The sequence below is a fragment of the Rhodobacter sp. P2_H5 genome (assembly GCF_056403335.1).
In genome coordinates this window covers 16,903-31,820 of the sequence record NZ_JBFUFS010000020.1, presented here as the reverse complement: position 1 = coordinate 31,820, position 14,918 = coordinate 16,903, and the positions used below count along the sequence as shown (strand labels likewise).

The 14,918-nt window shown below is 63.2% G+C and carries 7 protein-coding genes and 1 pseudogene; 3 read left to right on the top strand and 5 right to left on the bottom strand.

Going from position 1 to position 14,918, the window contains the following annotated elements:
* Positions 1-282: 282 nt before the first annotated feature.
* Positions 283-1,824, top strand: a complete 1,542-nt coding sequence (locus AC1DVR_RS19915) for a DUF3131 domain-containing protein (protein WP_478002353.1) — start codon at positions 283-285, stop codon at positions 1,822-1,824.
* 3 nt (positions 1,825-1,827) lie between these two features.
* On the opposite strand, the gene opgC is transcribed toward AC1DVR_RS19915, so the two are convergent.
* From opgC to AC1DVR_RS19895, 4 genes are all read right to left on the bottom strand, one after another.
* Positions 1,828-3,048 (bottom strand): OpgC domain-containing protein, encoded by a 1,221-nt coding sequence (gene opgC / locus AC1DVR_RS19910; protein ID WP_478002352.1) that lies wholly within the window; start codon positions 3,046-3,048, stop codon positions 1,828-1,830.
* An 82-nt stretch (positions 3,049-3,130) separates the two neighbouring features.
* Positions 3,131-4,456 (bottom strand): DUF3131 domain-containing protein, encoded by a 1,326-nt coding sequence (locus tag AC1DVR_RS19905; RefSeq protein WP_478002351.1) that lies wholly within the window; start codon positions 4,454-4,456, stop codon positions 3,131-3,133.
* Entirely contained in the window at positions 4,453-6,291 is a 1,839-nt protein-coding gene (locus AC1DVR_RS19900) for a glycosyltransferase family 2 protein (protein ID WP_478002350.1), read from the bottom strand. Before AC1DVR_RS19900 ends, AC1DVR_RS19905 begins: the two co-directional genes overlap by 4 nt.
* 245 nt (positions 6,292-6,536) lie before the next feature.
* The gene (locus tag AC1DVR_RS19895) at positions 6,537-8,351 is read right to left on the bottom strand and encodes a family 16 glycosylhydrolase (RefSeq protein WP_478002349.1); all 1,815 of its coding nucleotides are present in this window, start codon (positions 8,349-8,351) and stop codon (positions 6,537-6,539) included.
* Between the two features lie 605 nt (positions 8,352-8,956).
* Here AC1DVR_RS19895 and AC1DVR_RS19890 point away from each other — a divergent pair.
* A complete protein-coding gene (locus AC1DVR_RS19890) occupies positions 8,957-9,556 on the top strand; it encodes a hypothetical protein (protein WP_478002348.1) in 600 nt (199 codons plus the stop codon).
* 198 nt (positions 9,557-9,754) lie between these two features.
* Positions 9,755-10,285, top strand: a pseudogene (locus tag AC1DVR_RS19885) (IS3 family transposase); the annotation flags it as partial.
* A gap of 562 nt (positions 10,286-10,847) precedes the next feature.
* Here the strand turns inward: AC1DVR_RS19885 and AC1DVR_RS19880 are convergent.
* Positions 10,848-14,762: a BTAD domain-containing putative transcriptional regulator gene (locus AC1DVR_RS19880; protein WP_478002347.1), complete on the bottom strand. Its 3,915-nt coding sequence runs from the start codon at positions 14,760-14,762 to the stop codon at positions 10,848-10,850.
* Positions 14,763-14,918 lie beyond the last annotated feature (156 nt).

Genomic DNA, 14,918 nt, shown 5'->3' with positions numbered 1-14,918 from the left:
GCCTGCTCGGCGCGCGCGGACGAGGACACGACAAGACCCAAAACACACGAACCTATGACGGCAACAGACTGAAAAAGACGCCATTTCATGTAGATCTTCCCCTCATCCGCATTTTGTCCGTCTGCCCGGCGAGACAATCATTCAAGGCTAAGTTAGAAGTCGGGTATCCACAAGCAATGAGGGCCATCCATGATCCGCACCGCTGTTCTCCATGGCAAAAACACGGTTGCAGAACATCGTCGGCAGCAAGTTTGTGCAAAGTCGCTGTCGCAGGCGCTGGTCATGATTGCAACCCTGGGGCTGACCGCAAGCTTTGCGCTGGCGCAGGATCTGCCGGCCCCCCTTTCCCCCCCGAAGACGCCGCCCGCTTCGGAGGCGAAAGCGGCGAAACCCGCCAAGAAGCCGGCCCCGACCGCCTTTCTTGCGCCGTCAAAATCCACGGCGCTAAGCGCAGAGGAAATGGTCTGGGCGCGGGCGGCCTGGCAATATTTCGCCCCGGAGACCCCGGTTGTCAGACCGCAAGTCGCGGCCCCGCCGATCGGGACGCAAGGGAAGGCGCCGTCGTTAAACCAGGGCCCGGCGGTGGTGCAACAACCCGTGGCGCCGCAGCGCCCGCCGCTGCAGACCGGGCCGCGGGCGTCGGTTCCGGCCAATACGCTCGTCCCGGCGCGCGCGGGCGTTCCGGTGGCCACGATGTGGTCGGTGGGCGACCAGGTGGCGGCACTCGTCCTGGCGCGGCGGATGGACATCATCGACAGCCGCGAGATGGACCGCGCGTTTTCCGCGCTGCTCGCGTTTCTGAACACGATGCAGATCTCGGCCGACCAGTTGCCGAACCGCTTTTACGGCACCGAGAACAACGACATGCTGGGGGCCGACCTCAAGCCGGGTGATGCGGGCTGGTCTGCGGTCGATGTCGGTCGTCTTCTGATCTGGCTGCGGATCGCCGCAGAGGAATATCCGCAGTTCGCCCCCTACATCCGCAATGCCGTGGCGCGCTGGAATGTCTGCCTGGTGCAGTCCGCCAGTCAGCAGTTGGTCGCCGCCCGTCCCTCGGACAAGGGTGCGGAGTTCACCCCGGAAACCGCGCGCGGGTATGACGCCTATGCGGCGCAGGGATACCGGGCCTGGGGCATGGCCCTGCCCTTGCCGCCGGTAACCCCGGTGCCGGCCCAGATCCGCATCTACGGGACCGCTTTCCCGATCTACGAAAGCAAGGGCACCACCGCGCCCATTACCACGACCCCGCCCGCCTACCTCGGGCTGGAGTTCGGTTTTGACCCCTTAGCCGCGCCGCAGGTCGCACCCGAGGAGATGTCCGGGGGCCGCAGCGCGCGTGACGTGATGGTGGTCTTGCATGACATCCAGGCCGAACGGCTGGCCGAAACGGGAAGCCTGACCGCCCGCTCGGATTTTCGCCGCTCGGTGGAGCCTTTCTCGATGGTGGGCGCGGTGATGGCCGATGGATACCCCTGGTCGGTAACCGATGCCGAGGGCAAGGTGCGCCCCTCGCTCGCCCTCGTCACCACGCGCGCGGCTTTCGCGATGGCGACCTTCTTCGACAGCCCCTACACCCATGCGCTGGACCTGTCGGTGCAGCCCTTGTTCGACCCGTCGCTCGGCTGGTACGAAGGGCGCTACGAAGAGACCGGCGGATACGAGACGACCCGCACCAGCGCCACCAATGCCTTTGTCCTGGAGGCGATTGCCTACCGCCATTTCCGCAGTCTGTTCCCCGCCGCCGCAAGGCCCGCCGAACTGGTGGCGGTCGCCAAGGACGGCCCGGCGGCCTGCAAGCTTCCGCTGGCCAATGGCCAGCCCTAGGTCTCAGCGCGGGATGATGCCGAACAGGACCCGGTGGCGCACCATGTACCAGAGCGTCCCGATCGTGCCCATGTAGACCAGCGTGTTGACCCAGATCTTGGCCGGCCAGACGGCATCAAACGACGGAATGCCGTCAAAGTAGCCGGGAAGCTGGTCCAGAATGGCAATCAGGAAGAAGTGGACGATGAAGACGTAAAGGCTCGATTCCCCGAGCGGGATCAGAAGCCAGCCCAGGGCGCGCGCGATGGGTTGCCAGAAATAGGTCAGGGCCGCGTAGAGGCAGATGAAGAAGACGGCGACATTCATCAGGCGCGGCAGGCCGGGGGATTTCTTGATGAAGTTCGCATTGTAGATCGCCTGAAACCTGTCCCCGGACATCAGATCCAGCCGGGACCAGGCCGGGAAGGACGGGTTCGGCGTGGCCTGGGCGAAGAGAAAAAACCCGAAAGCCAGCACGCAACTGACGATCAGAACGACCTCGCGGGTCTTGCCCTTGTCCAGCCAGGCCGCGATTTCTGCCTTGAAGAAGCCCACCGCCAGCGCATGGGTGAACATCACCTGCCAGATCAGGATCGGAAAGGCATATTCAAACTGCATCCCGAAAACCAGCGTGTCCGTCGGCGAAAGCTTGCCCGCAAAGTAAAGCGCCCAGCTGATCGTGAAATAAAGCCCCAGCATGCGATGCCGCAGCAGCCAGAGCGCCACCGGCGAAAAGGCCAGCAGCAGCACATAGAGGCTGAGGATCTGAATCTGGTGCGGCGAGATCCGCAACAGGATGACGCTGCCCAGCTGATACATCCAGGGGCCATCCTCGCGCGGGATCAGCCGATAGCTGATATTGGCAAAGCGGTCGGTGAAACTCGTCACCGCCTCCATGTCGAACACATGCAGGCGGGCCACCAGCATCACGATCAGGATCATCGCGACCTGCGCCCGGTACAGGATGAAGGCGCGGCCAAGCAGCTTGATCGCCGCCCCCTCCAGCCCGTCCTTTTCGATGGTGCGCCGGTTGACCTGACCCAGCACCAGCCCCGAGGCGATCACGAAAAGCTCGGCGGCCGAGATGATGCCAAGCCGTTCCCAGAAGATGAAGTTGAACCAGGAGAAGGCCTCGAAATGCGCGGCGACGACCGACAGCATGGCAAAGCCGCGCATGAAGTCAAAGCGCAGATCGCGCCCCGGCGCGTTCAGGGGATAGCCATATCTGGCGCGCAGATCGGTCATCCGCGCGCCCTCACGCTGCAAAGCCCGGCCATCACAGATTCAGGACGCATCAGGTCTCCTCTTCCGGGATCATGGTTTCAGGTCATTGCGCCGGCTGGGCCGGATGCAGAAGCGGGCCGAGACTGCGGAAATGCATGGCCAGAAGGATCCCGGCATTGGTGTTGGCCGTGATGGCGGTGTCGGCCTTGCCATCCTTTTCGAAGATCCCGGTCTGCCAGCCGGCAGCGGTCTTCAACCCGGCGAGCGCCTGGACCAGCTTGCCGGTGTAATCGGTCTGATAAAGCGCGTCCCAGCCCATCGAGGCCTTGGTGCTGAGCAGGCGGAAGTCCGACGCATCCTTGCCGTTCGGCGTCATCACTTTCCAGGGCGTCTCATTGGCGTAGATCGTGCTGTAGACGAAATAGGGCGACTGATCCAACTGGTCCTCGGACACGGCTGTCAGGATGCCGGTCTTTGCAAAGCGGTTTTCCTGCGCCAGGTAAACCTGCCAGGCCAGTTCCCTGATCCGGGTCGACCAGCCGAATTCCAGCCCGTAAAGCACATAGGGCTCGCTCAGGGTGAAGGCATGACCGCCATATCCCTCGCCGGCGCGGCGGTCGGTTGGCACGACGATGCCATCGACCGTGACGGGTTTCAGGAACCGCTCGACGCGCATGGCTTCCCCGGTGTCATAACCCATCAGGGAAAAGCCGCGCGCCGCATATTGTTCATAGCCGACGCGACCCTCTTGCAGCACGTCATAGCCATTCTCGGTCTTTTCCGCGCCGACGATCACCCCGTCCTTGGTCGAGGTCGCGATATTCCAACGTGCCAGAACGCGCTGCACCTCCTCCGCGTGCTGGGGATAGCGCGTGGCAAGCACATAAAGCGGCACCAGCATCCGGCCCAGATCCAGCCCGGACCAGCCGATACCGACCTCGCTCGGGGCGTTTCGGTAGTCGGTCATCGCCAGTGTTCTGGTGTCGAAGGACTTGTTGGGCAGCTTGCCGGCAAAGAGCGGCAATTGGGCGAGGCTCCCCAGCGCCTTTGACATCATCGCATCGAACTCGGCGGGGGGCAGGATGCCCAGACGTTCGGCGACGATGGCCGCATCAAGGAAAGAGCCGCTGTCCCACAGGGTCGAGGCGGGAAAGCCCGCAACCGAATCCACCAGACCGGTTTCCGGGCGCAGGTTGGCAGGAAAATAGGCCCAGGCCGCCACCGCCGCCGCCTGTTCCTCCGGGGTGAGGGGGCGCGGCGCGGGCTCCGGAATCTTGAGCGCGGGGTCGGCCACCCATATCGCGGCGGTCTTGTCGGCGGCGCCGGTATCCCAGGTCTCCAGATAATAGACGATGGTGAAGGCGGTGATCAGCGCGATCAGGAACAGGATATGCCCCCGCGCCTTCAGGAGTCCGTCTTTCAGCGTCATGCGGTCAGTCCCTCTTCCAAGGCGGGTTCATCGTCATCCGGCTGCCAGAACGCCGCGAGGATGATGCCGCTCATCGCCAATATATTGTTGGCCGCCCAAAATCCGTTGGCCACCAGGCCCCCGGCAGTGAAGGCGCCCAGTCCCGCAAGATAACAGGTCAGCGCGAACAAGAGGCCCGCGAGGCTGAGAACCGCGATCGCGATCTGCGGCAGGACCAGCCGGTGGAAACTGCCCGACTGCCGGACCTTGGGCGTCACCGGGAACTTGATCTTCTCGCCCTTCAGCACCGTCCAGAGCGCCCGAAGGTTGATTGGAAAGAACGACAGATACCAGAGCTTGGCCTTGTAGCCTGCGATGCCCCAGGTGCCGATCATCATGGCCAGTTCGTTCACGATGAGGAAGGGCAGGATATGCTTGTAGAAGTCCACGGTATAGGCCGCGACCGGCGCAATTCCGGTGAACAGATAGATCAGCGGCGCAATCAGAAAGACAAAGTTCCAGATCCCGCCGAGGTAGGACCAGAACGTCGCGCCATACATGATCCGCTGCGGCATGGTCAGGCCGCGCCGGAACAGGGGATTGTCGTGGAACAGGATGTCGAGGCTGCCCCCGGCATATTTGAATCTCTGGATGGTCCAGCTCAGCAAATCCTGCGGCGACAGCATCCGCGACTCGATCCAGGGGTGCAGCACGGATTTCCAGCGCCTCGTGGTGTCGCTGTGCAGCGTGATCGAGGTGTAGATGTCTTCCGAGACATGGAAGCGGTAGGGCGTGAATTCTTCCTCGTCGGTCACGCCGGCAACCATCGCCGACAGGACAGTGTCGTCAATGGTCCCCTCCCCGGTCAGTTTGCGGATGGCGGTCTCGGCGGCGCGGGTTTGCCTGGTGATCGCATCCGAAAAGCTGCCAAGGGCGGCCTGCACGACGGCATCGCGGCGGTGGATCGAGGCTGCGCCGCAGCAGAACGAGGCATTGGCCCAGTTCCGGCGGCGCAGGATGATCTGATAGAACAGCTCTGGATCGTTGGCGAAAGGGTCGGCGCCCACATTTACGGGCCCCACGACCCTGGTGATCGCGCGGCCCAGAAAACGGCCGAAACCGCCCAGCCTGCGACCAAGCGCCTCTGGCAGGGGCGTGCCTTCGGGCAGGTCATAGAACCATTGCGGGGTCTGGACCCATGCCACATCCGGGTCGCGGAAATAGCCTAAGGTGCGCTCCAGCAAGGTGGGCAGCGGCCGGGTGTCGGCGTCACAGATCACGATGAAATCGCCGGTGCTGACCTCCATCGCGTTCCGCAGGTTGCCGGCCTTGAAACCGATGTTGTTGGCGCGGGTGACATAGCGCGCGCCCACCTCCTCGGCCATCTGGCGCATCTCGGGGCGGCGGCCATCGTCAAGGACATAGACCACAAGGTCGATGGGATGCGGATAGCGCAGGGCGACTGCCTCGCTGACCCCGCGCCGCACCAGATCGACATCCTCGTTGTAGGTGGTGAAGAAGACATCCACCCCGACCGGCCGCGACACGGCAGTGTCGGCGTCAACGCAATCGGCGATCAGGGCGGGCGGCGGCAGGATCGGATAGTCGCGGGTCTTCCACAGGTTGAAAGTGAAGAGAACCAACCCGAAGAAGGCAAAGGTCTCGGCCAGAACCAGCGGAATGGCAAACCACAGCGCCGCAGGGTTGAGGCTGTCGGTCCAGCGCCAGGCAATGTACCAGGTGCCAAGCACGATATTGATCACCGCGAGGAACTGGTAAAGCATCTGGCGCAGCTCGGAATGCGGCACAGGCTCGGGCGGAACGCGATCCTCGAAGCGTTCAAAGTAGCTGCTCATCAAGCCTCCGGCAATTCTGGTATCGGCTTCGGGTGAATTGTCCCCGCTCCGTTCTAGTGCGCACATCGTCACCGGTTACATCTGACCTTCGCAGAAGCGGGCCTCGTTCACCAGATCGGTTCCCCTGCCGTCACGCGCCAATCCGCACAGGCGGAAGATTTGCTCGTTTTCGGTTCGATTTTGTCACTTTTTTCATCCTAAGATTGAAACACGTCCGTCCTTTGCAGGTCAAGCCAGGAACGCCATCACAGCACGAAGTCCGAGGCGGTCAAATGAAGGATGCCCAGAAACCTGATCTCGAAATCCGCCTTGCCGTCTCCGGTGACATCGCCATGCAGGAGGAGGTCCGCACCGCGGGTGCTGAGCCAGACCGAATGGGCCGCCGCCGTCTTGCCCGCAAAAGCGAAGGCCGTATCCGCAAGCGCCGTGGCATGGGCATTGATCGCCGACAGGTCAACAAGATCGCGCCCGGGGGTGAAATCCGCGATCACGTCGCGCCGATAACCGACGGCCGTCTCCAGGATGTCTTCGAAGCAGAAGACGTCACTGCCCGCGCCGCCAAACATCAGATCCCGTCCCATGCCGCCGATCAGCCGGTCGGCCCCGCCCGCGCCCGTCAATGTATCGGCGCCGCCATTCCCGACCAGGATATTGGCCGCATCATTGCCGCTCAGCAGGTCACCCCTGACGCTGCCAGACAGGTTCTCGACCCTCAGGATGGTGTCGCTGCCATAACCCGTGACCTGCACCCCGGTTTGGGCCAGGTCCACCGTCGCGGCCCTGGTGCCCGAGACGTAAAGCCAGTCCCGGCCCCTGCCCCCGTCCATCAGGTCGTTTCCCGCATCCAGGAACAGAACATCCGCGCCCGTACCGCCGTAGACCTTGTCATCGGCCCCGCCGCCGCACAGCGTGTCGTCACCACCCCGGCCCAGCAAAGTGTCGGTGTTTCCGTTGCCGTAGAGAAGATTGTCGCCCTCCGAACCCGCCAGGTGATCTTTGCCGGCGGCCCCGTAAATGTCCTCGATGTTCAGGATTGTGTCCCGGCCGAGGCCCGTGGCCTGCGCCTGTGTCAGCGCCAGGTCAATGGTCGCGCCCAAGGTCCCGTGCACCACGATCTGATCCCGCCCGGACCCGCCGTCAAGCCGGTCTCTTCCCGCGTCCAGCCCAAAGCTGTCATTGCCCGCGCCGCCATAAAGGCTGTCGTTTCCCAAGCCACCCGACAGACTGTCGTTGCCGGCCAGCCCGGTGATCAGATCCGCCTCGTCGGTGCCGGTGATCAAATTGGCACCGCCGTTCCCCGCCAGGCCCGTCGTCTGCACCTCCGGGTCAAGCGCGCCGTCGGGCTCGACCGAGACCTGGGCCACCCGCCCGACGAGCGGCGTGCCGCCATAGTTCCATAGGCCCGCCCAACCCTCTTGCGCCGGCGCCACGGCCCAGAGATTGACAAAGCTGTGCATCGGGCCAAGCTGCCAGACATTCCCGGGCATGTCGGCAGCGCTGAAGCGGCCGACCTCTACGCCATCGACCAGGAAGACCGCATAGGTCTCGGTGACGGCGACTTCGTAGCGGTGAAACCCTTCCGAGGCGTCAAAGCCCAGATCGACGGTGATGGGGCCACCCGGCCTCTGGTCCAGGCGGACCTGATTGCCTGCGGGGTCTTCCATGTGGATGTTGAGCTGCACCTTGTGGGTGTCGGCCCCTACAAATTCGATGTCAAATTCGACCCAGGGCTGGTTTTGCCAATCCGCCCGATAGGTAAAGAGCCCGAAGACCGCGCCGTCCACCATCTTGGGCGCCTGCGCGGTCCAGCTCCAGAGGCCAGTGGTCACCGCGGCCATGGATTGGACCTCGGCCCCCAGATAGGGCCGTTCAGAGCCTGCGGGGGCCGCACTCAGGATATAGTCCACCACCCCGTCCGAAGCCGTTCGGACGTTGTCGGGCGACCATTGCAGAAGGCTGGACTGGCCTGCGTTCCAATCCGAGACCATCCAGCTGTTCACCGTCATCGACTGGCCCGGCAAAACCAGGTCAAGCGACTGCTCGCCATTGGAAACGGGCATCAAATTCCTTCCGCGCGGTATCCTCACCAAGGCCCGGAAACCAAGCGGGCCGATCCGGCAGCCCCTTCCTCCCCAAGCTCTGGTCATCAGACCAACGCATGGCTTGAGGGCAGAATTATGGCTTCTGCCCGCTGAAGGTGATTGCGATTCAAGATCTGCGCCTTGTTGCCCGGGATTTAACCTTCACAGCCGGAACGGCGGGGACGCCCGCCGCGGGTCATTTCGCCCTCACCCCGGCGCGGGATGAAAGTGGAGCGTGACCTTCAACCCCGGTCCGGCGTCGCTGAGCGAGGGGCTTGCGTCATGAACCTCGGCCACGGCCTCCGCGAGCGGCGTTCACCGGAGCGAAGAGGGGTATCGCCGGGTCGCTCAGCCGTGGCACGAGAGTGTGCGGGAGGCGCTGGCAGTTGTAGAGGCCAATGATTGAGCGAGGCTGCGGCCCAGGCAGCGGAGCATGCCGTCCGCCGATCGGCGCGGAAAGCAAGAAGCTGACCACGCCGGACGTCGATCGGCCTGGGCAACGATCAGCCGGCCCGACGCCGGGGGATGGCAAATTCTCTGCGCGGTGTTATCCTCCTCACTCGCACGCACAGGCAAGGCGCCCCATGAACTTGGATCTACTGAAATCCGCGGCGCGACATCTGGCTTTTGCAGCGGCAACTTCGGCCTTGCTGGCCGGCTCTGCGCATGCCGATGGCGAATACTGGGGCTTGGACGTGTCACGCAACACCACGGGTGGCGTACTGAGTGTTTCCCGCGGCGACTTCACCTTTGGTGCGTCCGGAACCGACTACGGGGACGGCGTCAGTGCCGGACTGAGCGTGACGCGCCGGCTTCCGTGGGATTTCGGGATCGAGGGCCTGACGCTGTCGGGCGGGCCCGCGCTTGCCTTTGGCGGCGGTGATCTTTCCGAAGTGAAGCTAGGTCTGGCTGGCGGCGCGCAGCGGTACCGAAGCACCGGCTGGGGCAGCTATTTCCTGCAGGCCAGCGTGGGAAGCGTCAACCGCTCGTTCTTCCTGCAGGCGCAGACCACCTTTGCCAAATCGGGCATCACCCTGGGCCTCTCGCGCGGGGGCAGCACCCTCTATGACGAGGCAAGCCTCAGCATCAGCAAGCGTCTCGGCACGTCGCCCGTAAGCCTTCGCGGCGGCTATCTTCTGCTTAGCGACCAGGTCTTCGTCGGGTTCTCGGTCAATACGTTCTGAGCAACGTCAGCGAGCGCAAGCCTCAGCGCGTTCCGAGGCTCCGTTCATGGCGTGAATGCCCCCTCCTGACCGCATCGCACTGTGCCAATGTGAGGCGCCCGCAGTTCCCCCGACGCCTGCCTCGTTCAGGTTCTACTGCCTGGTTTCGAAGTCAACGGTTGACAGCATGCCGTTGTTCCTATGCTTGCGCTTCGGGTTGCCGCGCCGAACGTTCTAGTTCGGGCATTCCATGCTGACCGTCCGAACCGGAAGTGGATCGCCGACTTCACCTATGTCTGGACCGCCGAAGGCTGGCTCTATGTCGCGGCCGTCATCGACCTGTTCTCGCGGCGCGTCGTGGGCTGGTCGATGAAGCCGGAGATGACCGCGCAGCTCGTCACCGACGCCCTCGTCATGGCCATCTGGCGGCGTGGAAAGCCCGACGCGCTTCTGCATCACTCGGAACAGGGCAGCCAATATACCAGCGAGCAGTTCCAGAAGCTCATGGCCGACAACGGCGTGCAATGCTCGATGAGCCGCTCGGGAAACGTTTGGGACAATGCCGCGATGGAGAGCTTCTTCTCGTCGCTCAAAACCGGGCGGATCGGCAGGAAGGTCTAAAGAAAACGCGATGTCGCGAGGGCAGACGTGTTCGACTACATCGAAAGGTTCTACAACCCACTTCGCAGACACTCGACCATCGGCTATGTCAGCCCGGTTGAGTTCGAGCAGAAGGCCGGGTTAGCTTAACGACCTGTGCACGAAACCGGCAGCAGGCCAAAGGCCGATCTAGTTCGAAAGTTGGATGCCGGTCTCGTTCTCACTCCAGACGGAAATCACAAACGATCAAATTGGGCATCTCGCAATCACTTTTTATACCAATGACTTGCAAGCTGAACACTAAATTCGCGCAGTCATCAACTTCGGAGACAATGCGGCCGGAGAGAGCTGTTTCGGGCATCACGGCGGAGAAGGCGGTGCTTAGCTTGCCGCCTATAACCGCCGAATATAACGACAAAATCCGGCCAGTCCTGCCAGCGGAGAATGGTTGTCAGGGGGCAAGTGGCGGAGGGGAAGGGTCTGTGGTCGAACCTTCTCCGGGACCTAACCTATTGGAATTGGTGAACGTTATTGGGTTTGAAGTGGTCTAACGCGCATCACTGGAGAAGCCCCTGTTTGTTCCGGCGTGCAAGCTTGACCCCCATGGGGCTTGATCGGCATCCAATATTGCGGCCCAGCCGGTTTCCTCGGACCGTCCGCTACCGGGCAGCGGATGGATCGGGAGTTGAAGCGGGTGGACACCCACCGCTTGTTACAAGTGTGCAGCCACTACCTCGTGGGGTGCGCTGGCCATGCCCAACTCGCGATGCAGCGCTGCCGCGAGACCGAAAGAATGGCGCGCCCTGCTCTCATCACCGAGTTCCCGATAGGCCTCGCCGAGGCCAAGATGACAACGGGCGCAGAGCGGCCGCATCCCCCGCTCCATCGCGAGCTCTAGAGCTTCCTTGTAGTGGGCCAACGCGCGCGCGGGCTGTCCATCCCGAGCATCGGCCGCGGCCAGGACGTATCTCGCACCCGCCTCACCACTGTGGTGCCCGTTCTCTCGCGCCAATTCCAGCGACCGCTCGGCAAGCGCACGGGCCTGGACGACGTTGCCTGCGAACACGCTGGCCGCCGCCAAGGGGACAAGGAAAAGCGACAAGCCCATATGGTGCCGCATGTCCTCGAAAGCGGACAGGGCCTGCTGGAGCATGGGCAGTCCTGCGTCGACGTCTCCGCTGAGGACAAGCGCATGTCCGAGTGATCCGGTATGACCTGCGACCATAGTGGGCAGGTCCCATTCCCGCGCCAGCGCAAGACCTGACTCGAATTGACCGATGGCCGCGGCAATGTCTCCCCACGCCAGATGCAGGTCGCCCAGGCACCATTGCGCGATGCTTTGGCTGTAGGGCTGCCCCATGGCCGCTGCGCGCGTGACAGCCTTCACACCGTGGCGTCGGCCATCTTCAAAATCCCCAAGAGTCGCGAGGGTCTTCGCGAGAAACGCACCTGCCGTGATGTCCGGGAAGCTGGCGAGCAAGTAATGCCTGTCAGGCGGAGCCTTCGAGACGAGGTCCAGGACATCGAGGAACGACGCCTTCGCCCCGAAATAGTCCGCGACCATGTACTGCGCCGTACCTAGAAAGACTTTCGCCTCGGTCAGAAGCTGATCGTCCCCGAGATGTCCGGCAAGCGCTTCGGCGTCACGGCCGTAAGCGATCGCCTCGGACGGACGTCCGCACAAACCCAGAGACTGGTTCATGTGCACGAGGAACTGACAGAGACGCCTCTTGTCGCCGAGCCTTTCGATCAGGTGCCGCGCCTCGATGAGCCTTTCGACGATCCGATCGAAATCCGCCAGCGGCGTCAGCGCGTTCTTGATCTCAAAACGCAAGTCTATCGCCTGGCGCAGCTTTTCCGGAGTGTCAGGCAGCGCTTCGAGCGCGGCGATTGCCGCGTCGAGCAGTTCCGCCGCCTCCCGATTGGCCCAACGCCGCCGGGCCATTTGAGCGGCGATGACGTAATGGTCCACTGCCTCTGCGTCCCTTCCAGCTTCTGAAAGGTGGCGCGCGATCGTGGCCGGCAGGCTATCCGGTGTTGCCGAAAGCGGTCCGATCAGGCTGTCAGCAATTTTGGAATGCAGCGCCTGGCGCTGGCGCCTCAGCAACATGCTATAAGCAGCATCATGCATGAGAGCATGTGCGAAGGCGTACTTGGAGTCCGGCGGCGTGCCGGTCTGAACGATGAGACCGGCGTTTGTCATGTGACCAAGCGTCTCGCGCAGTGACCCGTCCAACATGTCCACAGTTGCGGCGATCAGGTGGAAGGAGAAGCTCCGACCGATTGCCGAGGCGGCCAGCGCGACCTCTCGGAAGGCTGAAGAGCGATCGAGGCGCGCGACCAGAGTGGATTGCAGCGAGACGGGCATCGTCTTCGCGGCGAAGTGCGGCGAGACCGTCGCATCGGTCTCTGACGATCCGCTCTCCAAGACATGCCGCGTCAGTTCATTGATGCACAGCGGAACGCCTTCGGCGCGCTCGACGATCAGCTGTACGACCGTTTCGGGCAGGCGCATTTCCCCTGCGACCATGCCGACGAGTTCGGCGCTGTGGGCACGACCGATCCGGTTGAGGTGCAACATGGTGACATGTGGCTGGTTGATCCAGCTCGGCTGGCGGTCGGGCCGCATCGTCGCCACCAGCAGGACCGGCCAATCCGTCACTCGTTCGATCACGCGGGCCAGCAGGTCCTGCGAACTAGGGTCGATCCAGTGAATATCCTCGAAGTGTATCACCAGAGGAGCTTTGGCCGCCTGACCCGCAACCCAATCGATGTAGGCGGTTGTGAGCATCTCGCGCTTCTGTGCCGGGCTGACGCGAAGCTCGGGATAATGATCTCCAACCGGAAGTTCCAACAGATCGCAAATCAGGGCGACGTCGCGCTCCGGTTTGCTGGATGCTTCGCGGACGAGGGCCTCGACATGGTCGCGCCGCTCCTCCGGGCTGCGCGCGGCAAGCATTTCCTCACGCCATTCAAGCCGGTTGATGAAAGGGTGTAGCGGTCGGTTCCGGTCGTGTTCGGAACAGGCGTAGCGCACGATTTCGATGCCCTCTGCCGACGGCGTATCGAGAACGTCGTCCACCAGGCGAGATTTTCCGATGCCGGGCTCGCCCACGAGCAGGACGACGCGCCCGCTGCCCGCCTTCGACTTTTCGAGGCAGCGGCAGAGCGTCTCGAACTCTTCATGCCGCCCGACCCGCCGAGCCGGAGCGTCCCGCCGCCGCGCCGCGCCGTGTCCGGCGTCGTCATGAAGGCTTGTGACACGCCAGACCTTCTTCGCGTCAGTGCCGGTCGCAATCAGCCGAAGGCCGAACACATTCCGCAGAAGCTTGCATGTCGCTTCGGATGCCACAACGGCGCCCGCGTCAGCCACCGCCAGCACATCGTATGCGGTGGCCAGAATATCCCCCGAAACCAGTGTTTCGTTATGGCCGCCGGGCGTGGTCACCGATCCGATCACAGACGGGCCGGTCGCAATCCCGACCCGCGCCGCAAGTCCTGCCGATTTCAGAGACTCGAGGTGGGCGGCGGCATGAACAAGAGCGATGCCGGCACGGACGGCCTGGGCAGAATCGTCCTCGCGCGCGGCTGGGTAGCCGAAGATCATCTGCACCGTTCCGTCAGGTGTCGAGCGAACATGTCCCCCAAAGGAGGCACCAAGTTCGCTCGCTAGGGTCACGAACGGTCGGAGGACCGCATCGGTGTCTTCCGGGTCGGGCCCGGTTGTCCGGCCTTCCCGACCTGTCAATCCGCAGACCAGGATCGTAATATGTCTGCGCCGGGAAATATCCTGACCTGGCTGGCCGGTTTCCCGCGGCGGCGACATTGGCCGACCGGCTTCGCCTCGCGTTTCGGTCTCGCCGTGCGCCTGCAAGACATGCGGCGTCCTGGCGCCATCCGTCTCGAGCAGCGAGGCGGCGAGACGTCGGGTCTCGCCATCCGGTTCGGCTCCAAGCTCCACGGCAAGATACGCGGTGAGGTCGTGGAACCGTCTGATCGCCTCCGCCTTTCGTCCGGTCGCGGCAAGCGCCCTGAACACGACGCGATGGGCGTCTTCGCGGAATCTGTTCAGCGTGACTGCGCGTTGCGCCAAGGCGATTGCCTTGGAAAAATGGCCAATTGCAAACTCCTGTTCGGCCTGCGCGACGATCGCGCCGACTGCCAGGTCCGAAAGGCGCTCCCGCTCGGCGAGAAGCCAGTCGTTCCAGGCAGGCTCTTCGACGTGGATTTCGTCCAGCAGTGGTCCGTCGTAAAGCTCTGCGGCGTCGGAAACGGTGACTACACCCGCCTCGCCGAACGCTTGGCCCAGTCGTGCGGCGTCGCAATCCAAAACGCCCGACCGAAGCCCGACCGTCTTGCCGTCAGTCACGATAGCCTCGTGCCCAAGCAACCGCCGCAGCTCGGAAATGGCCTGACGCAGATTGTGTCGGGCCCTAGCGTCGTCGCCGGAGCTCCAAAGCAGGGTCGCCAACCTTTCGCGGGGCTGTAGCCTCGGTGCGGTACAGGCAAGATAGGCCAGCAGGCAGGTAGCCTTGCGCGAGGAAAAATGGATTTGTTCTTCGGCCCGGCGCAACTCGAAGCCGCCAAGGACCTTCAATTGGAAGCCCGGCGGGCCTCTCGCGTCCATGACGACCTCCCTTGCAATCAGACACCGACCCGAAACCCAGAACGATCTCTTTTTCTTCTGAACTCCGACGAATAGACGCGCCGTTGACGTTTTACAGACGCTTGGACGACCTGTCCTGCACCAGTCTTACTTCACGTAAGTCAGCAAGACTATGAT

Excerpts from the sequence above, each read along its gene's own strand:
- AC1DVR_RS19915 (WP_478002353.1), top strand. The coding sequence starts at position 283 with ATGATTGCAACCCTGGGGCTGACCGCAAGCTTTGCGCTGGCGCAGGAT.
- opgC (WP_478002352.1), bottom strand. The coding sequence starts at position 3,048 with ATGACCGATCTGCGCGCCAGATATGGCTATCCCCTGAACGCGCCGGGG.
- AC1DVR_RS19905 (WP_478002351.1), bottom strand. The coding sequence starts at position 4,456 with ATGACGCTGAAAGACGGACTCCTGAAGGCGCGGGGGCATATCCTGTTC.
- AC1DVR_RS19900 (WP_478002350.1), bottom strand. The coding sequence starts at position 6,291 with ATGAGCAGCTACTTTGAACGCTTCGAGGATCGCGTTCCGCCCGAGCCT.
- AC1DVR_RS19895 (WP_478002349.1), bottom strand. The coding sequence starts at position 8,351 with ATGCCCGTTTCCAATGGCGAGCAGTCGCTTGACCTGGTTTTGCCGGGC.
- AC1DVR_RS19890 (WP_478002348.1), top strand. The coding sequence starts at position 8,957 with ATGAACTTGGATCTACTGAAATCCGCGGCGCGACATCTGGCTTTTGCA.
- AC1DVR_RS19880 (WP_478002347.1), bottom strand. The coding sequence starts at position 14,762 with ATGGACGCGAGAGGCCCGCCGGGCTTCCAATTGAAGGTCCTTGGCGGC.